Genomic DNA, 21,680 nt, shown 5'->3' on the forward strand with positions numbered 1-21,680 from the left:
TAGAGCGTGCAAAAACAAAAAGGCCAACCACCGGTGTTCCGGCAGTTGGCCTCATTGCCAATCAGAATGACTGTTTTCTCTAGGCTTTCAATTTTAATGCCGTAGATTAAGTTTATGAAAAATATAGAAATATATGAAATTGTTGCTGGCTCCGGTCGCCAGATGTACAAAAATGGGGCAGCACTGCACCAGCCTGAACCACATGTGCAGCAAAGCACTCGATCACTTCTATACAAATCAATCACTTAATAACTGGCATCAGATATGCTGTGTTGGGGGACATTCTTATTCCGGTAAAGGCGCCTGCGCCGACAAAACAGTCGGCAGCGGCGCCTTTTTTGTTTTGGAGCAACGCATGCAGTCTCACGCCCCCCAGAATACCCACAGTACTTGCCCTTATTGTGGCGTAGGCTGCGGTGTTGTCAGCAACAAAGGCAGTGCAACCATTGCCGGAGATCTGCTACATCCGGCGAACTTTGGCCGGTTATGTGTCAAAGGCACTGCATTGGCTGAAACCCTGAATACTCAGGGCAGGTTGTTGCAGCCGGTGGTCGACGGCATGCCGGCAGACTGGCCGTTGGCGCTGACCACGGCTGCGTCCCGCTTGCAAAAAATTATCGCTGAGCACGGCCCTGGGAGTGTAGCGATGTATCTAAGTGGTCAGCTGCTCACGGAGGATTATTATGTCGCCAACAAGTTGCTGAAGGGCTTTATCGGCAGCAGCCATCTGGACACCAATTCGCGCTTATGTATGGCTTCTACCGTGGCGGGGCACAAAAGAGCCTTCGGCGAGGATGCCGTGCCGGGCTGTTATGAAGATCTGGAGCTGGCCGACCTGACCGTGCTGGTGGGCAGCAACCTGGCCTGGGCACATCCGGTCCTTTTTCAGCGCCTGCTGGCGGCAAAAGCGGCAAACCCGGACAAAAAAATCGTCGTGATTGACCCCCGGCGCACGGCGACCGCTGAATCTGCTGATTTATTTTTGCCAATAAGGCCAGGGACAGATGTTGCAATGTTTAGTGGTTTGCTGGCCTATCTCGCCCGGCAAGGTCAGCTCGATACCGATTTTACTCAGCAACATTGTACTGGCCTGACGCAAACCTTGGAGGCAGCACAGTGTTGGCAGAACATCGCGCAACTAGCTGACTATTGTGACGTCTCAGTATTCGATTTAACGACGTTTTTTCAGTGGTTTGGCGCAACAGCCCGCACCGTGACTGTATTTTCGCAAGGGGTCAATCAGGCCGCCAATGGTACTGACAAAGTCAACGCCATCATCAACGTTCATCTCGCTACTGGCCGTATCGGAAAACCCGGCGCTTGTCCGTTATCGGTGACGGGGCAGCCAAATGCGATGGGGGGCAGGGAGGTGGGCGCGCTGGCCAATCAATTAGCCGGCCATTTGCGTTTTCCGTCTGAGCTGACCGGAATTGACGAAACCCCGGATGCAGAGTGGCAAGCACTGCGACAGTTTTGGCGTGCGCCTGCTTTGGTGCAACAAGGCGGTTATACCGCCGTCGATTTGTTTGCGGCTATTGGCCGCGGTGAAATTAAAGCAGTTTGGATCATGGCTACCAATCCTGTGGTCAGTATGCCGCAGGCTGATTTGGTGAAGCAGGCGTTGCAGCGCTGTGAACTGGTTTTGGTCTCCGATATTTATCAGGACTCGGATACGGTTGCCCTGGCCGATATTGTGTTTCCGGCCCTCGGTTTTGCCGAAAAAGATGGCACAGTGACCAATTCCGAACGGCGCATCTCACGTCAGCGCGCTTTTTTACCAGCCCCCGGAGAGGCCAGAGCGGACTGGCAGATTGTCTGTGATGTCGCCAAAGCACTTGGATTTGCGCACGGGTTTAACTACCAGAACCCGGCACAAATTTTCCGTGAACATGCGGCATTAACCACTTTATGTAACAACGGCCGACGTGCGCTGGACTTAACTGCGTGCCGTGCCATGTCTGACGCAGCTTATGATGCCTGGCAACCACAACAATGGCCATTGCCGCAGGTTGGCTATGACAGCGCCCGCTTGTTTGCAGATGGCCAGTTTTATACGGCAGATCGTAAAGCAAAGCTGGTGCCGTTATCAGGGCTAGAGGTTTTGCCAAGCCAAGGAGGCGACTTTGTGCTCAATAGCGGCCGGATCCGGGATCAATGGCATACGATGACTCGGACCGGGCGGGTTCCTGCGTTGATGCAACATCAAAGTGAGCCCTTTGTCGCCATGCATCCAAATGACGCCCGGCGCTATCAGCTCAAAGACGGTGATTTGGTTGAGTTGTCGAACGCATTGGGCATTTTTCGTGGCCGTGCCCAGTTGACCGATGCACAGCGTTGCGGTGAATTGTTTGTCCCGATGCACTGGAGTGGTCAGTTTGGCTTTTTGTCGCGTTGTGACGTGCTCTACGATGACAGCCGGGATCCTATCTCCCGCCAGCCAGCCTTTAAACAAGGTCAGGTGCAGTTAAAAAAGCTGGTTGTCAGTGCAGAACTGGTTCTGTTCAGCCGTCAGCCGGACTTACTGCCTCAGCTACATGGGCTTTGCAGTTATGTCGTGACTGTGCCCCATGCCAATATGACTGAATACAGAATGGCACTGACAGTGCCGGCTAACGCCTTGGCGCAACTCATCAGTTTAATCAGTCATCAGTTAATCTCTGCTATTCAGCAGTCTGCGGCAGGCACACCGCCAGAACAAATCCAGGCACAGGCACCGCAACACTGGCGTCAGGCTTATGTGCAGGACGATCAGTTACAAGCCTTGCTTTATGCCGGCCCGACATTGCCGGCGCTGGATCGTGTCTGGCTTGACCAATGTTTTGCTAATCTGCTCACAGCAACAATCAGGCGTCAGTTATTACGCGGTGCGCCGCTGGAAGCCGGAGATTGTTCAGCACTGGTCTGTAGCTGTTTTCAGGTCCGACAACAGAGTATCCAACAGGCGATCACAAAAGGGGCGCGCTGCAGCGCCAGTTTGGGTCAACAGCTCAAATGCGGCACCGGCTGTGGCTCTTGTTTACCTGAAATCAGGCAATTATTGCAGCATGCGCCAGTGCTGAAAATCTGAGGCGTGCGCAGCGAAAGCGAAGCAAGCATGCATGCAGCAAGAGGCCGGCAGCGGACAGAACGGGCTGAAAGAGCATTGGTTTCGAATCAAGCAACCTGAAACAACCACGTATTCAGCCAGTCCTCTTTTCCAGTTACAGGGCTTGTTGTCTGCGGTACATGCATCAGTTGTTGATAGTGCTGGATGAGGCTGGTATCCCCACATAAAACTGCGCCTTGCAACTGGCCATTGAGCAACCAAATTCGCCGATAATCACCTTGTTGCTGGTCTTGATATACCAAACTGTTTAACGCGGGATTAGTATTTTTAAGCAGTGCACCAATGTCACCGACAGTGCTAATCGCAAGACCACTGATTTTTAGATTTGTTGCGCTGGTATTGGCTTGATACCGCGCATGTGTCTGGCCGGATAGAGCTGGCCGGGTCAGCACTTGCGCCAGCACAACCGCCTGCTGGTACACCGGCGCGACTAAGCCGACCGTTTCGCCGTTACATTCTGCGCATTCTCCGATGGCAAAGATGTCAGGATCACTGCTTTGCATCTGGTGGTTTACCAGAATGCCTCGGTTGGTGTTGATGCCAGCCAGCTTCGCCAGTTCGCAACGCGGTTTTACCCCAAGCGCGGCAATCAGCAAGTCTGCAGCGACAGTGCGTAAACCTGCAGGTCCGGACAGTGCGAGCTGCAGTTTGTGCGGACTTGCTTTGGCTCCATTAATCTCGGTTTGCAGTAAGACCTCAATACCACGCTGTTCTAAAGACGCTTGTAACAACAGCGAGGCGGTTTCATCCAACAGCCGGTTCATTAAATACGGACCGCGGTGACAAACAGACACCCGATAATGCGCACTGAGTGCTGCGGCAGTTTCCAGTGCAATAAAGCCACCGCCCTGAATGACGATATGGCTTCCGGCTGGAAATTCGCTGATCTTTGCCACATCGCCAGTGTGTCGCAGTGCCAACATGCGTCCGCACATTCCGCTGCCTGCGATGTCTTCCTCGTTGCAAAAATCCGGAAACACAGGAGCAGAGCCGGTGGCGAACACCAATTGCCGGTACACAAAACATTTGCCTGACTCGGTGTGCAGCTGTTGCGTCTGTCGACTAATGCTAACAACCTTTTCATCTGACAACACAGTGACGATGTTTTGACCAAAATTAAGCGCAGGCAGAGATATATCGGTACTGCTATCTTCGATCAACTGTGGCAGCAATACCCGGTTATAAGCCGGTAATGTCTCTTCCCCCAGCACCAGAATACGTTTGGGCGCCAGCGACAGCTGCCCAAGTTCCTGTAACAGCCGGTGGCTTGCCATACCAAAGCCAATAATGACCAGATCATAGGCGGTTGAATGGTGACTGTGCGCCGTCATGCACGCGCCTCCTCTTTGATGAGTCGTTTGTCTTGGCTGGCTTTTGCAGAAGCAACGGGCAGCGGCTCCACTTTGCGTTGCTTTTCATACAGGAAACTTAAAACCTGATGCCGGTAGTGGTTATATTTCGGGCAATCTGCCAGCGCCAGCCGGTCACGCGGGCGCGGCAAATCAATCTGCAGCACTTCGCCCACAGTTGCCGCGGGGCCATTGGTCATCATTACGATGCGGTCGGATAGCAGCACTGCTTCATCCACATCGTGGGTAATGAGGATCACTGTATTGCCTAGTTCTGCCTGAATTTGTTGTACGCTGTCTTGCAAATGCGCCCGTGTCAGTGCGTCCAGTGCGCCAAAAGGTTCATCCATCAACAACACTTGTGGCTGCATTGCCAAAGCGCGCGCTATACCAACCCGTTGCTTCATACCGCCGGAAATTTCCGCCGGCTTTTTATCGCGGGCGTGGCTCATCTGCACCAGTGCCAGATTGTGTTCTATCCAGTCCTGCATCTGGCTTTTGGTCATTTTGCCGGAAAACACCTGACGCACTGCCAAAGCAACGTTTTCATAGACCGACAACCAGGGCAATAACGAGTGGTGCTGAAACACCACGGCGCGTTCCGGCCCCGGTTCGTTCACTTCTTTGTGATTTAAAATCACGCCACCTTCGGTTGCTTTTAACAAACCCGCAATGATATTGAGCACCGTCGATTTGCCGCAGCCGGAGTGGCCAATCAGACTGATGATTTCGCCTTTGGCGATGCTCAGATTGACATTCTGCAGCGCGACAAAAGGGCCTTTTGGCGTTGGGAAACTAATACCAACCTGACTGAGTTCCAGATGTTTTTGCATGACAATTCCTCTTTTAAACAGGGGCCACTGAATACTGACGGATCAGCGCAGCTGCACACTTTTGTCCCAGCTGACTGCTTTTTGCAGGCTGAGCATCAGCCTGTCCAGCAGTAAACCAATCAAACCAATCACTGCGACAGCGACACAAATACGCGCCAGCGAATCGCTGGAACCGTTCTGGAATTCGTCCCAGACGAATTTGCCAAGGCCGGGGTTTTGCGCCAGCATCTCTGCCGCTATCAGCACCATCCAGGCGATGCCCAGCGACAGGCGTAAACCGGTAAAAATCATCGGTACAGCAGAGGGCAACACAATTGCGCGCACATGGCGGAACCAGTTGAGCCGCAACACTTTGCTGACGTTTTGTAAATCAGCCGGCACCTGCGATACACCCACAATGGTGTTGATGAGCGTGGGCCACAACGAACAGAGCGCTACCGTCAGGGCCGACACCAGATAGGAACGGCTCAGTAACCCGTCTGCCGGATAACTGGCGCTGACCACAATAGTAATGAGGGGCAGCCAGGCCAGCGGTGATATTGGCTTCAGCAACTGGATGAGCGGGTTGGCAGCGCTGTAGCAAAGCGGACTTAAGCCAATCAGCACACCGGCCGGAATTGCAAACAGACTGGCGAGCAAAAAGCCGCTTAGCACCGTTTGTAAACTGGTTTGAATTTGACTGAAAAAAGTGGGGCGACCACTATAAGGCCGACGCACCGCCTCTGGGTTTTTCTCCAAACGCTCCTGCTGGCGCTGATAAAACAGCTGCTCCCGGCTTTTTTCTGCCTGATGTTCAGCTATTAAGGCTTTGAACTGAACGGCCACAGCAGTGGGCCCGGGAAACTGACCCAATGATGTCTGCAAATTTGCCGCTAAAGCCGCCCAGCACAAGACAAAGATAGCAAGGCCGGCCAGTGTCAGACTGCCCTGACGTAAGAGTTCCCGTAGTTTTGGCTGCCAGCTGGCAATAGCGCTGGCTGGCATCGAGTTTTTCAGTTGAATAATCATCTGTTAGTCCTTGTAACCAATATCAAATTGCAGCAGGTACTGATTCGGTTTATTGGCATCAAAGGCTTTGTTGTCGGCAAATTTGTAGCGTTCCGGCGCTTTAATGCCAGTCTCCTTGGTAAAGTCTGGGAAATCCGTGCTGCTGAATTTGCCTTCAGTGATCAACGCTTTTGCAGCTTGTTGGTACAAAACGGTGTCAAAAGCAGCCTTTGCGGTGGCCTGATACCAGCTGTCCGCTTTGGCTTCGCTCAGCTGGCCCCAACGGCGCATTTGTGTTAGATACCATATGGCGTCGGAGTAAAATGGATAGGTGGCGTGATGGCGAAAAAACACATTAAAATCAGGTGCTTTTCGAATATCGCCCGGAGCAAATTCAAACTGACCGGTCATACTGCGTTTGATGATGGCGGCATCCGCACCGACATAGTGCGCGGCGGAGATCATTTGTGCAGCCTCAGACCGGTTTTTATTGTCCTGTTCATCCAGCCAGGCGCCTGCGCGGATTAAGGCTTTGACTAACTTCAGATGCGTGACCGGGTGCTTTGCGGCCCAACGGCTGTTAACGCCCAGCACCTTTTCCGCCATAAAACCGCGAATGTCACTGTTGCTAATCACCGGGACACCAAGTTTTCGGGCTGCGGCCTGTTGATTCCAGGGTTCACCAACACAAAAACCAGCGACGGTGCCAGATTCAAGCGCTGCAGGCATTTGTGGCGGCGGCACCACAGAAATCAACACATCAGCTTCGAGCTGACCCGAATTGTCACCGGTTTTAGGAGCATAAAAACCAGGATGTAACCCCCCAGCTGCCAGCCAATAACGCAGTTCATAGTTATGGCTGGACACCGGGAACACCATGCCAAATTTGAGCTGGGTCGGAATGCTTTGCAGCGCTTTGGCATCCAGCGGAATTTGCGGTGTTGATTTGGTGGACAGTTGTTGCCAGATTTGGCTGCTGAGCGTGCAGGCATTGCCGTGCAGATCCAGTACCAGTGCTGTCTGCAGCTTCTCAGTGCCAGTCATACCTGCCTGACTGGCCAGCACCTGGCCGGCCAGCATGTGGGCGGCGTCTAACTGACCATCCAGTACCCGGTCTTGCAATACTTTCCAGTTTGGTTGGGCTTCCAGTTGCACTGATAACCCTTCATCGTCGAAAAATCCTTGTTCTAAAGCTACCGCCAATGGTGCCATATCGGTCAGTTTGACAAATCCCAGTTTAAGCTGCTGTTTTTCAGCTTCTGCACTGATGCCGGAAAGGGGCAGAGTCAACAAGATGCCGCTTATCCACAGAGTCGTTTTTTTCATTAATTGTTTCAAATCATGCCTCCGGTATCTGTCTGGTGAAATCACAGGCAAAAAAAAACGCTGATGGCTGCCGTCGAGCGGGCCTATCAGCGTCTTTGCTGTGACATCTTAAGTGCGCCAGAACTTTGCTGGCTGTTTGTTTATTCAGGTATTGTGCCACCGTCTCCAATACTTTTTAAGCAATTGAAATGTATATTAAAATGTAAGAATCAATCAGCAGGGGAACATCTGGGGAAGTCGTTTTTTGTACAATCTTGGTGCGAGAACGCACCAAGATTGCTGTATGGGCATTGGCGTCCGTAAATCAGTGCAGGAACTTATTGGCAGGAACCACAGCAACTGCCTTTCTGGCTGACCGGCTCTACAAATAGAATTTCGTTTTCAAGCAGGATATGCTCCATCAAATCTTCTTTGAGCTCATTCAGACTCAGATACAAAGCGGTCCAGGTGTTACAGGCACCATCCGGCAACTGCAGCTCATGTGCGAGTTTGAGCATGTCGCCCAGTGCATCGCCATGCTGTAAATGTTCGTGTTGCATCACATGAATGGGGCCCGCGGGGTAAAAGCCGTTGCACAGCATTGGAAACAGAATTTGTTCTTCTTTCATCATATGGCTTTCCAGTTCTTGCTGCATATGACTTAAATGTTCTGCAAGACCGGTTGGGCATTCTGCATGGTCGCCATGGACTGTCTCGACCCGGCGTGCAAGCCGGATTAATTCTGGTAATTGCTCACGGTGTTTAGCATGGAAGCGTTCTAAAATATGGTGCACCAGCTCTGCAGGTTTTGCAAAGCGCCAATCCCGGGTGGTGATTTGTTGTTGGAGTTCACTGAGTTTGGTGATGATTTCTGTAGCATCCAAACCCCGTTCCGCAGCGACTTCTGCCAAGGTTCTGGACCCGCCACAACAAAAGTCGAGTTTGTATTGATGAAAAACGCCGGTAGCCCCCGGGATACTGGTCGCCAACTGGCCAAGACTTTGATTTGCATGGATCATGACATTACTCCGCAACTAATTGAAAAAGTGAGGCCGGTTTCATTTTACAAAACCACAGCCGGACGCTTTATACAGTCAAAATTTGGGCCAGAACTACCACCTTTGATTTATATAGAGTTTTATTGAGGTCGGGTAAAATCAACCCTGAATCGTCATGGTGTGAATGACCCAGCTGGGTATAAATCACCCTGCAGGCCCCCTTAGCAATAGTTAAGCAATAGGATGACTGAATAGATGCTGGATGAAAGTTTGATAGCCGATTTGGTCACTGAATTGCCCGTTGCGGTGCGCCTGGAGCGTCTGGTTATAACGCTTAAAATGCATTTTGGCTGTCATGCAGTCGCTTTGTTACAGCTTGAACAAGAAACATTAAAACCGGTCGCATTCATTGGTCTGGTTGAAGAAGTTCGGGGCCGCCGCTTTGAAGTGTCTCAGCATCCACGTCTGGCGCAGTTAGTCGCCACCCGGCAAATTGTGCATTTTCCGCCAGACCCCAGTTTACCGGATCCCTATGATGGCTTGGTTGAATCTCATGCAGGGCAATCCTTAGCGGTGCACGATTGTATGGGGGTGTCCCTTTATGTTGAGGGGAAATGTTGGGGCGTGTTGACGCTCGATGCGCTAAGTGCCGGCACTTTCAGCCGGCTGACGGTGCTGGAGTTACAGCGCTTCTCTTTGTTGGTTGAAGCCATTATCCGGATTGGTCAACTGGAAAACCAACTGCGACAAGCCCGCATCGCAGGTATTAACCAACCTCTACCTTTTGACAGCAAAATTGAGCACACCCAGGAGCTGATTGGTCAAAGCATGGAGCTCAAAGCTGTGCTTTCCGAGCTTGATACGGTGGCTCGTACTGAATTACCGGTGTTGTTATCTGGCGAGACCGGCGTGGGAAAAGAGCTGTTCGCCAGACGGCTGCTACAAAAGTCGTCGCGAAAGCAAAAAGCGATGATTTATGTCAATTGTGCCGCATTGCCGGAAACCTTGGCTGAAAGTGAGTTATTCGGCCATAAAAAAGGCGCATTTTCCGGAGCAGTGCAAGACCGACTTGGTAAGTTCGAGCATGCGGATGGCGGAACATTATTTTTAGACGAAATAGGTGAGTTGTCTTTGTCCGTGCAAGCCAAGCTGTTGCGAGTCCTGCAAAACGGCGACATTCAGCGGCTAGGCAGTGATGATTGCCGCCGTGTGGATGTTAGAGTAGTGGCAGCCACAAACCGTGATCTGGCAGCAGAAGTTACTGCCGGCAATTTTCGTGCTGATTTATTCCATCGGCTGTCGGTTTATCCCATCCATATTCCACCACTGCGTAAGCGGCAAGGCGATATCGTCTTGCTGGCGGGCCATTACCTGGAACTGAACCGGGTGAGGCTTGGCGTGCGGGCACTGCGTTTATCCATTAGCGCCGCACAAGCGCTCGAGGTTTACCATTGGCCCGGAAATGTGCGTGAATTAGAGCACTGCATTAGTCGGGCTGCGCTAAAAGCTCTGTCACAAGGGGCGAGCCGGCAGGATATCATTACTTTGACGCCATCACTGTTGGAGCTGAGTGAACCATCGGCTTTTAGCCAGAGTCCGACGGAGTCGACCATGCAATGTCGAGAGGGTCCGTCTGAAACTACAATCCAGCTGCCATCTGGCATAGGGTTAAAAGCGGCAGTTGCGCATTTTCAGCGTGAGATGATTGTGACTACGTTACAAACTAGCGATGCAAATTGGTCAATTGCTGCCAGAAAGTTGGCGTTGGACCCAAGTAATTTGCATAAGCTCGCCTTAAAGCTCGGTATCAAGCAGTCTGCGAAACATAGTGAAAAGCTGACACAATTAGCTGCAACTACTTTATCGGATAAGGAATAATGCCATGGTTAGTCCAATGGTAAGCTTGGATTCTTTGCAGCAAACCCGCCGTTATAGCAGGCAAATTATGCTGCCAGCTGTCGACTTAGATGGGCAGGAACGATTGCTGAACAGTAAAGTTTTGCTGGTAGGCATGGGTGGCTTAGGCTGTGCGGCGGCGCCATATTTATGCAGCGGTGGTGTAGGGCAGTTAACCCTGGTTGACGGTGATACGATTGATCTGACGAATTTGCAGCGCCAGATTTTATACACCAACGCAGACATCGGTAAATTTAAGGCACAAACCGCAGCACATTGGCTTTCACAGCAAAATCCGGACATTCGTATCGAAGCGATTTGTCAGTTTGCTGATGAAGACCTTTTAACAGAATTGGTTGGGCGCCATGACCTGGTGCTTGATTGCACAGATAATTTGGTTATCCGCCAACAAATCAGTGATGCTTGCGTGCAGGCACAAACACCATTAATCAGCGCTGCGGCTATCCGCTTCGAAGGTCAGCTCTGCTGCTTCAAAAATGACGGTAGCGGGCCTTGTTATCGTTGTGTATCCAGACTGTTCGGCGAACAACAGTTAACCTGTCTGGAGGCCGGGATTTTTGCACCGGTGGTTGGACTGATTGGCGTGCAACAAGCCCTATGGGCCATGTTGTGGCTATCGGGTGCTCAGGATTTACCATGGCACCAGCTCAGGATATTTGATGCATTACAAAGCCAGTGGCAGAGTTTCAGTATCATGAAACAACAGAATTGTTGTTGTGATAAAGCCACGTAAATTTTGCAGAATTCAGTGCAAGCCCGCATGAGGTTCTGACAGCAACTCGCCCTGAATATGTTGCAGCAATTCATAGGCGGCACTTAAAGTACAATCTTCTTGTCGCGATTTTTTATAACCAAAGGAAGTGACTTCAATGTGCCAAGTCGGAATGACGTTCACGGTAGCCAGTGTCTGACGCACGCAATTTAGTGGGCAGCCATCCAGTGCCAGCACCGGCCGCCCTGACTGTGCGACTTTGACCAGAGATTTAATTTTGCCGCCGATCCCTGCTATACAAGACATTTCGGCGATCCCTTCTCTGTCCAGCACAACCGCTAAATCATTGGTCAGTTGTGCTACGTTTGAGCAGCCTGAACAGGCATACACCAGCGGTTTTTGATTGGCAAAATGAGACATCCTGAAAACTCCTGTTGAAGTATTGGACTCAGTCTGCGGCTTGGTTGCGTGTTAGAACTTGATATAAATCAAGCTGGGTTCGCGCCTACTCATTCAGGGGTAGTTGTGTTACTCGGAGAGGTTAAAACAATGATCTATTCAATGAAAACCGTTTTCTGACTAATAATCTCTAAGGGCTTAAGAACCACCGAGTTTTTAAAATGCGATTGTTGCTGACTGCACTGAACTCACTTTATTTTTCTTGCAGATACTTTTAAATCGTTGGCTGACGGCTGATAGATATTTGTCCTGATGCCAGCATAAGTGCAGCTGGCGCGGCATGGGTTGGCTGAACGGCAACACGACTAAGGCGCCGCTGCGCAGCCGGTCCTGCACCGCGAGTTCAGACACCAGTGTCAGGCCGAGGCCTTGTTGCACGGTATTCAGCACCGCTTCTAACGTATTCAGTTCCAACACTGTGCCAAGCGCTGATAACTGTGGCCGCAAGTATTTATCAAACTGCTCGCGGCTGCCGGACTGTGCTTCCCGCAGCACCCAATATTGACCAGCCAAATCGGCGGCGCTCAGCACTGCGTCGCTGGCTGCCGTGCGCTGCGCCAGCGGATGTATTGGGCTGGTCACCAGCAGCATTTGGTCCTGCTGCCAGGCTTCGCTGTGCAGCTGCGGATGCGTCACTTCACCTTCAATCAGCGCCAAATCGAGCTCAAATGCCAGCAACCGTTCGGCCAGTTGCTGACTGTTGGCGATAAACACACTAAGCCGCCACTCCGGCCCGAGCTGCGCCAGCAAAGACGGCAACAGATAATTGCCGATGGTCTGACTGGCACCGATGCGCAGCACGGCTTTGCCGCTGCCGCCTGTTTCACCGCTCTGCTGAAACAGCGCGCTGATATCATCCAGCCGTGTCAGCATTTCATCCGCCAGCGGCAGCAACAACGCGCCTTCACTGTTCAGCAGCAGATGCGGATGGGCGCGGTCAAATAACGGCGTACCGAGCTGCAGTTCCAGCTCTTTCAGCGCTTGGGAAATGGCGCCACGCGTCAGGCATAGCTGGTCAGCGGCCGCGCCTAAATTACCGAGCCGCGCCACGGCGACAAAAGCTTTGAGCTGACGAAAACTGATATTCACATCGTTTTCCTTTTTCACCCATTCGTCAGACTGTTCTTATAGCAGCAGCGGCACCGAATCAGCCTTCGTTACTCATCACCATTATCCGGGATGCCCATCTGCACGCGGGCTAGTCAGAATTTTCCAGTAACAGAGCAGAAACAGCATAAACCCGACAACCCAACAAACGGCTGATATTAACACCCCGGTCAGGTACCACTGGCTGGATTGCAAAGGCAGCAATACACGACAAACCATGGCGGCGATTAAGGCAGCGAACGCCAGCGGCATCCAGCGCGATGTCTTCAGTTGCCGGCCGGTATGTCCCAGTGACACTCTGGACATCATTGACAGGATCATCGCCCCCATAGCGCCAACCGTCAGCATATGGATCGCAAGACTCTGTGTCACCGCAAGACCTGCGTAGCGTGCGGCAAAGAGCGCCAGACCGGCCGGAATACACCAATAAGCCACATGTAAAGACCACAGTAGTGGCTCTTGCCAGGTGATCCAAATTTTCCAGCGGGCAGCCCGCACTGCGAGCAGCGTTGCGGCGACTGAACACAATAAAAAAGGTACTTGGGTGGGAAGCCACGTTTGCAAATGGAAAAAGTGAAAGCCAAATACCGCCCAGCAGCTGCCAAGTGCCGCCCGATCCAACCAAACCAGTGAGGTAACCCGCGTGGTGCGAGTGCCATTGGCGGTAAACATCGGCAGCACGCGGCCGCCAACAATCGCCATCACCAGCGTGATCAACAACACCGCACTGGTAGACCCATGATTCTGTAACTGTTCATAACCCGGTGTTAGGCCAAACCACATCAGAGCATTGCAGATGGTTAATACCAGCAATAACGGAATAAAAAACAAGTTGCGATATTGCCGGGCGGCAATCAATGGTTTTGCCAGTAACCCGGCAGCCAATGGTAAAAAGCTCAAATCAATCAATATCAACAGTGGTAACGGCATTGCGACTGGCGCTGCGTTCGCCAGTCGCGCCAGCAACCAACAGGCCACTAACAGGGCTAATGGTTTGCCATGCGGCGCGCGCAGCCCGGTCCAGTTTTGCATCGCAGTCAGCAAAAATCCGGCAACAACGGCACTGCCAAAACCGAACACCATTTCGTGGCTGTGCCAAAAAACTATAGGCAGTGCAGGTTTGAAAGTAACCCAACCGGCGAGAATGGCGCCCCACCATGCAATAGCCAGAGCTGAAAAAGAGGCAGCGCCTAAAAATAACGGCCGAAACGCCAGACGCAGTAACACTGGAATTTTCTGCTCCTGAGCTAGATCTGTGATTTGCATAAAGTCCTCATACAGCGACGAGTTAATGGTCGTCAGCTAGAAAGTTGTCCGCGCGTGCTTTGGCAAGCGCTAGTTGGAATTGCTCACGTTGGTTAGCAAAAAACATCAGGATCATGCAAAGGGCCAGCACGCCATACAGCAGCATAAAACAACCGCTGTAAATGCCCAGCAAGTCCTGAGATAAGCCAAATAGGATGGGGAGTGTGAAACCGCCGGTTGCTGCAATCGCAGAGACCATGCCCGATGCAGCACCAAATCGTTGCGGGTAATAGCGATATAACAAGCTGTACACGCTGGCACGGCCTAAGCCCTGGGCGATGCCGACGATAAACAACAGTGCAGTGAACAGCCAAACATTAATTTCAATGTGCAGTGCAACCTGCTTATCAATGCCGCGGATCACTAAGTCGGTGGGCGGGTAACTTAAGAAAAACAAACAACACAGGCAAATCCAGAACACGCTCCAGTTGATGGTTCTGCTGCCAAATCGTTGCGCGAGGTAGCCGCCAAGCCCACGGACCATACTGGAGGTCGCGACAAAAAACAGGGTGAAACTGAGCGCTTGTGCCATCGGTAACTGATAGGCCGTCATGTAGTAATGCGGTAACCACAACAGTAATGCCAAAAAACAACCAAACACAAAGTAGTAATACAGTGAAAAACGCCAGAGCCGGCTGTCGGACAACAAATCTCGCCAATCTGGACGTATGGTTTCCATATCCATATCCATATCCATATCCACATCCACAGCAATAGACTGCGGATGCAAGGTTTTTGCCTGGTTCTGCGAGTTTACCGGTGGACAGAACCAGCTGAATAAGCACAACACCAGTAAATTCAGCCAACCCAGATAAAATCCGGCGTCCAACAACAAAGCAATTTGGTCAGCAACCAGGCTGGCGACAAATAACGAGACTGCCGCGCCGGCGTTACCAATACCGAAAATGCCCAGCACAAAACCTGCTTTTTGCGGCGCCACCAACAGGGTCAAATAGCGGGTGCCAAGAGTAAAGCTGACACCTGAGATGCCTAACCAAAGCCCACAAAACAGATAGCCAGTGAAAGTTTCGACATAACTGAGCAGAAAAAGCGGTGGCGTTTGCAGCAATAACAATATTTGCCAGAGTTGCCGCGGACAAATCCGGTCAGCCAGAATGCCGGCAGGCAGGCGCAATAATGCTCCTGATAGTATCGGGCTTGCTAATAACAGGCCTAATTCAGTGCCGCTGAGTTGCCACTGGTCCTGCAATAACAAACCTGCGGCCGCATACCAAGTCCAGACAGCAAAACACCAGCCAAAAGTCATAGTTGCGGCAATCACAACAGGCCACGGCAGCTTGGTCATTTTATTTCCCAGTCTGAAAGTTGATGGTAGTAATGCTATCGCAACCGGTATCAATACGCTGTCTGAGTAAAGAGGTACTCCGCAATTGCCATCTTCAGCAATACGAACAATCAACCTAACCATAAAGGAGTAGCTTCTGCTGCTTTTACCTGCGTCTCCCGTTGAGTGAGGTCTACCTAGTTGTAGGTATACTCAATATTAATCAATGAGATAGCAGTTAAATACTTTGATGTCGGTCAAAGGAAATGTCCATTAGGCTACCTAAAGTAGATCGGGATTTATAAATAACTGGGATGCCAGTGGAGGACATTATGGCGAGTACCGCCCATGGGGGCGCTGGCAAAGTTGAGTTACTGAACTTTGCTGACCCGAAGATTAAAACTTTACACTTAACCTGGTTTGCGTTCTTTCTGACCTTTGTCATGTGGTTTAACCACGCGCCAATTCTGGCGGATTTGAAGCAAGCGTTAAGTTTGACCGATGCGCAGATCAAAGCATTGTTGATTCTCAACGTGGCGCTGACGATTCCGGCGCGGATTGTCGTTGGCATTCTGGTCGATAAATTCGGCCCGCGCATTATGTACAGTGTGTTGCTGTTTTTATCGTCGATTTTCTGTATAGGCTTTGCTTTTGCCAACACTTTTGAAAGTTTGGCGCTGTTCCGCTTTTTATTGGGGTTTGTCGGAGCCGGTTTTGTGATTGGTATCCGCCTGGTTAGTGAGTGGTTCCCGTCTCATCAGGTGGGGACCGCAGAAGGCATCTATGGCGGCTGGGGGAATTTTGGCTCAGCTGCAGCTGCGATGACCTTGCCGACTATTGCTTTGATGTTTGGTGGTGCAGAAGGTTGGCGTTATGCGCTGGCAAGCGTAGGCATCTTCAGTATGGGTTATGCGTTGGTGTTTTATTATGCTGCACGCAATACACCAAAAGGCTCGGTGTATTTTAAACCGAAAAAATCCGGCGCGATGGAAGTGACCAGTTGGGGGGATTTATGGTTACTCATTCTGATGAACATCCCGATGTATCTGGCTTTAGCGATGCTAGCCTGGAAAATGTCTCCTGCCGGCGTCAACCTGTTCAGCACCGCCGCTATGGAAGCGATTTGGATCGGACTAGTGGTGCTGTTTGTGATCCAGACCCATCAGGTATGGCGGATCAACGCGGAGCACTTGCGCAAAGGTGTACCTGAGCACGAGAAGTATTCATTTAAGCAAGTCGCCATTCTGGACGTTGCATATTTCACTACTTTCGGTTCTGAGCTTGCTGTTGTTTCGATGTTGCCATTGTTCTTCCTCGAAACATTTAGCAGTCTGACACCCGTAACTGCAGGTTTGCTGGCGTCGGGTTATGCCTTTATGAATCTGGTTTCCAGACCGCTGGGCGGCTGGTTCTCTGATAAATTCGGCCGGCGCAAAAGTATGGTGTTGTTGATTGGCGGATTAGCAGTTGGTTATTTACTGATGGGGACTATCAATAGCAGCTGGCCTATTGCCGCCGCAGTGATCCTCTGTATGACCTGTAGCTTCTTCGTACAAGGTGGTGAGGGCGCAGTGTTTGCCATAGTGCCGTTGATTAAACGTCGGATGACGGGGCAAATTGCCGGGATGGCGGGTGCGTACGGTAACGTAGGTGCTGTCGTGTACCTGACTATTTTCAGCTACGTTGATTATGCGACTTTCTTCTACATGATTGGCGGTACCGCCCTAATTGGTCTGGTTTCTGTGATGTTTCTGGCAGAGCCAAAAGGCCATCTGACTGAAGTCGATGAAGACGGTAATGTGCACCATATTCAGGTAAGTTAAGATGAGTAGACCCACATTGATGGTGAGCCAGGGAATGGCAGAGACTGAGCTCGTGTTATCGCCACCGTGGCAACAAAGCGCGCAGGTCAGCGGCCATCAATTGTTGGTTGAAACCGCCGGTGAAAGTATTGCCGGCGGAAAATTCCCGAATGAAGATGCGATTTGCCTGCCATCAGACGTCACTGATCATGCTCACATCTATAAAGGCATTGCTGTTGCATTGGCGGATGGTGTCAGTTCAGCCGAGGCGGGGGCCAGTGCAAGTTTATATGCTTGTACCAGTTTTGTTGCTGACTACTATAAAACGCCGGATAGCTGGAGTACCGACCACAGCGTTGCAACGGTACTGACCTCGATCAACAGTACCTTGTATCAGCGCTCACACCAATATCAACAAGATGACCGTGGCCATTTGTGCACCTTTACCGGACTAGTCTTAAAATCAGCGACGGCCCGTTGGTTTCATATCGGTGATAGCAGACTGTATTTGCTACGAGCTGGCAAACTAAGGCAAATCAGCACAGATCACACGACCAAACTCTCAGAAAATCGGCAGTTTTTAGGACGGGCACTAGGTATGGATGAGCAGGTGCAGTGGCAACATGGCGCTGTCCCTCTGGAAGCCGGTGACCTTTTTTTGCTTTGTTCTGATGGGCTCAGTGATTTTGTTTCGGATGCTGATATCACCGGCATCCTGCTCTCTGCGCAGTCTTTGCAACAACAGGTCGATACTCTTTTACAGGCGGCGCAGCACAGTGACGACAATATCAGCGTTGTGCTGGCCAAGGTGCGGCAACTTCCGGCAGAGTCACTGGACGATTATAACGAGCGGCTGACCCGGCTACCGTTTTTGCCGGCGCTGGAAGTCGGCATGAAGGTTGATGGTTATGAGGTGCTGCGGCCATTATTTGCCAGTGCCCGTAGCCATTTATATCTGGTGCACGATCTGGCAAATAACACTGACTTGGTACTGAAAACACCGTCGCAAAACTTTGCCGATGATAGTGCTTATATTGAACGTTTTATCCGCGAGGAATGGGTGGGGCTTCGCATTGATCACCCCGCGGTGGTTCGGGTGATCCGTCAACAACGGCGCCGCACTTTTTTGTATTACCTGATGGAATATCTGCCCGGTGATTCGCTGGATTGTTATCTGGCAACCCAACCACAACCAATGCGGCCTTCGGTGGCTATCGCTTTGTTGCGACAAATTGCCGAGGCGCTCGGCGCTTTTCACCAGCTGGGGATCATTCATCAGGACTTAAAGCCTGCCAATATTATGCGCTTGAGCGATGGTCAGCTGAAAATTGTCGATTTTGGTTCCGCATATGTGCCAGGTCTTGCGGAACTATATTCGCCGTTAACGCAGGAGCTAGCACTTGGCACGGCCAGTTATTCCGATCCACATTATCTGCATGGTCATAACTCCGGTGAACAAGGCGATGTGTATGCACTTGCGACTATTGCTTATGAACTGTTCACTGGCAACCTGCCATATGGTGATAAAGTTGAAGATTGCAGCTCGTTAGCAGACTATCAGCGGCTGCGTTATCAAAGCGCCCGCATCCATAGCAGCAGGATCCCGCTCTGGTTCGACCGTGCATTGCAAAAGGGTGTGAGCTTTGATTTATCTGAGCGTTATCTGCATATCAGTCAGTTGATGCAGGATTTACAGCAACCCAACCCTTTATTTCTGCATCAGCAAGTGAGCCTAGCGCATAAGAATAATAAGTTGTTGTTCTGGCAATTAATGAGCGGATTCTGGTTTATCACCTTTATCCTGTTGTTCTGGTTGTTTAGTTTACGTGGCTGATCTGACTATGCTGCGCAAAGTGCTCAGGCTTTTGGCCTGAACACTTGAATGGCTTCCGGGTTTACTTCGAGATAAGGCCCTTCCATCAAATCGATGCAGTAGGGGATGGCCGGAAATACGGCATCCAGACATTGACGAATAGCACTGGGTTTGCCCGGTAAATTCACAATCAACCGCTGCCCGCGCAGGCCCGCAGTCTGGCGCGATAAAATCGCCGTAGGCACATACTTCAACGATTCTGTGCGCATCAGTTCACCAAAGCCCGGCATCATCCGGTCGCAAACCGCTTCAGTTGCTTCGGGCGTGACATCGCGTTTCGCCGGTCCGGTACCACCGGTAGTCACAACGAGACAACATTGCATTTCGTCCGTCAACTCAATCAGGGTTTGTTCAATCAATATCTGCTCATCGGGGATCAGCCGATAGACTTTTTCCCATGGCGAGGTTAAATATTCGGCCAGCGTTTGTTCAATCGCTTTGCCGGAAATGTCGTCGTAAATCCCTTGTGACGCTCGGTCACTGACCGTCAGAATTCCAATACGTATCTTGTCGTTTTTCATAAACTCGAGGTGCTCATTCAATTAAAACTTGAGGACTCATTCAATACTTGGTCCGTGTTGGTTGAACCCAGCAAGACGATGCCAGTAGCCATTCACTTCATTGGCCAAAAGAGGCGATGCCACGCCCTGACTGAATTGCGCTAATTTCTCCATAAAATTCTGCGGGTCAGGGCTTAGCCGAACATAATGCACTAAACCCTGCATCGACGGCAGGTCGTTTTGCAAATTGTATTTAGCCCCTGACTGTGTCTGAATACCGTTTAATACGAACAGGGGTTGTCCTTCCTGGCTGGTGCTGAGCCGCCCGGTTGGATATTTAATGCAACAGAGCTGGCAATCATCTTTATGCCGGTTCTCTGAGCGCGCTGTAAAGCAGCGACCGGACCATGCCAGTGGCAGATGGCCATAAGCGAAAACTTCAATTTCCAGCTGCTGACAAATAGAGTCTAGTGCCGGTTGAGACAATAAGGCCTGCAGCCAGTCGCGGGATAATTCCACCGGCACGACCCAGCGTCGCATGCCGAGTTGCCAAAGTTTCAGCACACTTTGCTCGTTATACAGACTGAGAGCTGCGCCACCGACAAAAGGCAGATGCCGGCTGGATAAATAATGGGCTGTCCCCACATCATTGGCTTCGACCATAAACTGGCCCTGAGCGGTCAATTGCTGTAGAGCTCGCAGGTCAGCTTGGCTTTCCAATAATGTCAGGCCGGATAAGACCACTTGCTTGCCAGCCTCCTGCAGCATTTGCGCAGTGCGCAGATAGTCGGCAAAGCTGAATTCACGTCTTTTGCTACAGACCGTTTCGCCGAGATAAATGACGGTAGCGGCGCTGTCTGCAAGTTGCTGATAAAACTGCTCAATCTGTGTTTTTGGCCAATAGTACAAAATGGGGCCGACACTGACTTTTGGCACTACAGTTTGCTCGGAACATGCAACCACAATGTGCTCCTATGAATAGACAATCGGTTTTGTTGAGGTTATTTCCAGTGCCGGTGATAAGCACCCAAGGTGGTTTGACTGCCTTCTGATAACCCAGCCAGCACAGCTTGCCAACTGGCTTGGGTCTGAAACTTGTCTGGGGCCGCTTTGACGTTATCAATCGCAGCCCGCCAAACCTTCGTAAGAGCCCGGACATAAGCGGGGCTGCGTTGCCGGCCTTCAATCTTCAGCGACGCAATGCCTTCACGATGCAGCAGTGGCAGAAGCTCTAAAGTATTGAGACTAGTGGGCTCTTCCAGCACATGATAACGCTCACCATCGACATCAAACCTGCCTTTGCAAAGAGTTGGATAGCCGGCAGTTTCATCAGGATTGAAGCGATCAATCAATACATTGTTTAACCTGGACTGTAACTGACCTTCTTGTTCCTGCCACCGTACAAAAGCCGCTGGCGAGCACGCTCCTGCGGTATTCGGCGACTCGCCGGTCAGGTAAGAACTCAGATAACAGCGGCCCTCCGCCATAATACACAGGCTGCCAAAAGCAAAAACTTCGAGCTCCAGCGTGGTCTGCCGGGCGAGCGCCCGGACCTGTTGCAAGGTTAAAACCCGTGGCAGTACAGCACGGCTGATTCCAAACTGTTGATAAAACTCCAACGCAGCAACATTGGTCGCACTGGCTTGTACCGACAAATGTACTTCAGTGTCCGGATAACGGTTTTGTGCGTACTCCAGCAGCGCAATATCAGCCAGTATTAGAACATCAGCACCTGCGGCGACTGCGATGTCTACCGTTTGTTGCCATCTGGCAAGCTGGCCCGGATGCGCAAAGGTGTTGATTGCAACATGCAGTTTTCGTTTCGCCTGATGGGTAAAATGCACGGCGTCGGTTAGTTGTTCCGGGGTGAAGTTCAACCCGGCAAAATGCCGCGCATTGGTATCATTATTGATGCCAACATAAACAGCATCTGCCCCTTCATGGATCGCAGCTTTCAGGGCGGGCATCGAGCCAGCCGGACACAGCAGTTCAAGTAACGGTGCCACTGGCTGTGATACTGCTTGATATTGCGATGTTGCAACGTCTGAACATGCACGACTTCGCGGACTATCCATGCAGGTTTACCTCTTTGTTGTTATGGGCACTGGCCAGTGAATTTGGCACTATGGCGCCATTATAAAG

18 protein-coding genes are annotated in these 21,680 nt (G+C 51.2%); 6 read left to right on the forward strand and 12 right to left on the reverse strand.

Translation table 11 applies throughout. From position 1 onward, the window contains the following. Window positions 1–355 precede the first annotated feature (355 nt). Window positions 356–3,067, forward strand: a complete 2,712-nt coding sequence (locus tag ACQ66Q_RS17945) for a molybdopterin-dependent oxidoreductase (RefSeq protein WP_430458042.1) — start codon at window positions 356–358, stop codon at window positions 3,065–3,067. Window positions 3,068–3,153: 86 nt separating this feature from the next. Here ACQ66Q_RS17945 and ACQ66Q_RS17950 read toward each other — a convergent pair whose 3' ends face one another. The 5 genes from ACQ66Q_RS17950 to ytfE all read right to left on the reverse strand — a co-directional run bounded on the left by ACQ66Q_RS17950 (window position 3,154) and on the right by ytfE (window position 8,599). Beyond that, window positions 3,154–4,437 carry an NAD(P)/FAD-dependent oxidoreductase gene (locus tag ACQ66Q_RS17950; protein WP_430458043.1) on the reverse strand — a complete coding sequence of 428 codons (1,284 nt, stop codon included), beginning with the start codon at window positions 4,435–4,437 and terminating at the stop codon, window positions 3,154–3,156. After that, window positions 4,434–5,288, reverse strand: a complete 855-nt coding sequence (locus tag ACQ66Q_RS17955; protein ID WP_430458044.1) for an ABC transporter ATP-binding protein — start codon at window positions 5,286–5,288, stop codon at window positions 4,434–4,436. Before ACQ66Q_RS17955 ends, ACQ66Q_RS17950 begins: the two co-directional genes overlap by 4 nt. Window positions 5,289–5,330: 42 nt before the next feature. After that, the gene (locus ACQ66Q_RS17960) at window positions 5,331–6,296 is read right to left on the reverse strand and encodes an ABC transporter permease (protein WP_377240116.1); all 966 of its coding nucleotides are present in this window, start codon (window positions 6,294–6,296) and stop codon (window positions 5,331–5,333) included. A 3-nt stretch (window positions 6,297–6,299) separates the two neighbouring features. Beyond that, window positions 6,300–7,613 (reverse strand): CmpA/NrtA family ABC transporter substrate-binding protein, encoded by a 1,314-nt coding sequence (locus tag ACQ66Q_RS17965; protein WP_430458045.1) that lies wholly within the window; start codon window positions 7,611–7,613, stop codon window positions 6,300–6,302. Window positions 7,614–7,918: 305 nt separating this feature from the next. Further along, complete coding sequence (gene ytfE, locus ACQ66Q_RS17970) at window positions 7,919–8,599, reverse strand: iron-sulfur cluster repair protein YtfE (protein ID WP_430458046.1); 681 nt, start codon at window positions 8,597–8,599, stop codon at window positions 7,919–7,921. Window positions 8,600–8,833: 234 nt separating this feature from the next. Between ytfE and norR the strand changes: the two genes are divergently transcribed. After that, complete coding sequence (norR, locus tag ACQ66Q_RS17975; protein WP_377240123.1) at window positions 8,834–10,456, forward strand: nitric oxide reductase transcriptional regulator NorR; 1,623 nt, start codon at window positions 8,834–8,836, stop codon at window positions 10,454–10,456. A gap of 4 nt (window positions 10,457–10,460) precedes the next feature. Beyond that, on the forward strand, window positions 10,461–11,228 hold the full coding sequence (locus ACQ66Q_RS17980; protein WP_377240125.1) for a HesA/MoeB/ThiF family protein: 768 nt from the start codon (window positions 10,461–10,463) through the stop codon (window positions 11,226–11,228). Between the two features lie 12 nt (window positions 11,229–11,240). On the opposite strand, the gene ACQ66Q_RS17985 is transcribed toward ACQ66Q_RS17980, so the two are convergent. From ACQ66Q_RS17985 to ACQ66Q_RS18000, 4 genes are all read right to left on the reverse strand, one after another. After that, complete coding sequence (locus ACQ66Q_RS17985; protein ID WP_377240127.1) at window positions 11,241–11,627, reverse strand: putative zinc-binding protein; 387 nt, start codon at window positions 11,625–11,627, stop codon at window positions 11,241–11,243. A gap of 195 nt (window positions 11,628–11,822) precedes the next feature. After that, a complete protein-coding gene (locus ACQ66Q_RS17990; protein WP_377240129.1) occupies window positions 11,823–12,755 on the reverse strand; it encodes a LysR family transcriptional regulator in 933 nt (310 codons plus the stop codon). Between the two features lie 81 nt (window positions 12,756–12,836). Beyond that, a complete protein-coding gene (locus ACQ66Q_RS17995; RefSeq protein ID WP_377240131.1) occupies window positions 12,837–14,039 on the reverse strand; it encodes an NnrS family protein in 1,203 nt (400 codons plus the stop codon). Between the two features lie 22 nt (window positions 14,040–14,061). Beyond that, entirely contained in the window at window positions 14,062–15,384 is a 1,323-nt protein-coding gene (locus tag ACQ66Q_RS18000; RefSeq protein ID WP_377240133.1) for an MFS transporter, read from the reverse strand. Window positions 15,385–15,695: 311 nt separating this feature from the next. On the opposite strand from ACQ66Q_RS18000, the gene ACQ66Q_RS18005 reads away from it, so the two are divergent. Continuing rightward, window positions 15,696–17,186 (forward strand): NarK family nitrate/nitrite MFS transporter, encoded by a 1,491-nt coding sequence (locus tag ACQ66Q_RS18005; protein WP_377240135.1) that lies wholly within the window; start codon window positions 15,696–15,698, stop codon window positions 17,184–17,186. A gap of 1 nt (window position 17,187) precedes the next feature. After that, window positions 17,188–18,999 carry a protein kinase domain-containing protein gene (locus ACQ66Q_RS18010; protein WP_430458047.1) on the forward strand — a complete coding sequence of 604 codons (1,812 nt, stop codon included), beginning with the start codon at window positions 17,188–17,190 and terminating at the stop codon, window positions 18,997–18,999. A gap of 23 nt (window positions 19,000–19,022) precedes the next feature. Here ACQ66Q_RS18010 and mog read toward each other — a convergent pair whose 3' ends face one another. From mog to ubiU, 3 genes are read right to left on the reverse strand one after another with little or no spacing between them, the layout of a single operon-like run. Then, window positions 19,023–19,559 carry a molybdopterin adenylyltransferase gene (mog, locus tag ACQ66Q_RS18015; RefSeq protein ID WP_377240139.1) on the reverse strand — a complete coding sequence of 179 codons (537 nt, stop codon included), beginning with the start codon at window positions 19,557–19,559 and terminating at the stop codon, window positions 19,023–19,025. Window positions 19,560–19,595: 36 nt separating this feature from the next. Continuing rightward, window positions 19,596–20,501 carry a U32 family peptidase gene (locus ACQ66Q_RS18020; protein ID WP_430458048.1) on the reverse strand — a complete coding sequence of 302 codons (906 nt, stop codon included), beginning with the start codon at window positions 20,499–20,501 and terminating at the stop codon, window positions 19,596–19,598. A 38-nt stretch (window positions 20,502–20,539) separates the two neighbouring features. Then, complete coding sequence (gene ubiU, locus ACQ66Q_RS18025) at window positions 20,540–21,544, reverse strand: ubiquinone anaerobic biosynthesis protein UbiU (RefSeq protein WP_430458049.1); 1,005 nt, start codon at window positions 21,542–21,544, stop codon at window positions 20,540–20,542. A 5-nt stretch (window positions 21,545–21,549) separates the two neighbouring features. Here ubiU and ACQ66Q_RS18030 point away from each other — a divergent pair, with 5 nt between their 5' ends. Further along, window positions 21,550–21,678, forward strand: coding sequence for a hypothetical protein (locus ACQ66Q_RS18030; protein WP_377240143.1), 129 nt, complete (start codon window positions 21,550–21,552; stop codon window positions 21,676–21,678). Window positions 21,679–21,680 lie beyond the last annotated feature (2 nt).

Origin of the sequence: Rheinheimera sp. (genome assembly GCF_965283995.1) — a bacterium.
GTDB lineage: Bacteria > Pseudomonadota > Gammaproteobacteria > Enterobacterales > Alteromonadaceae > Pararheinheimera.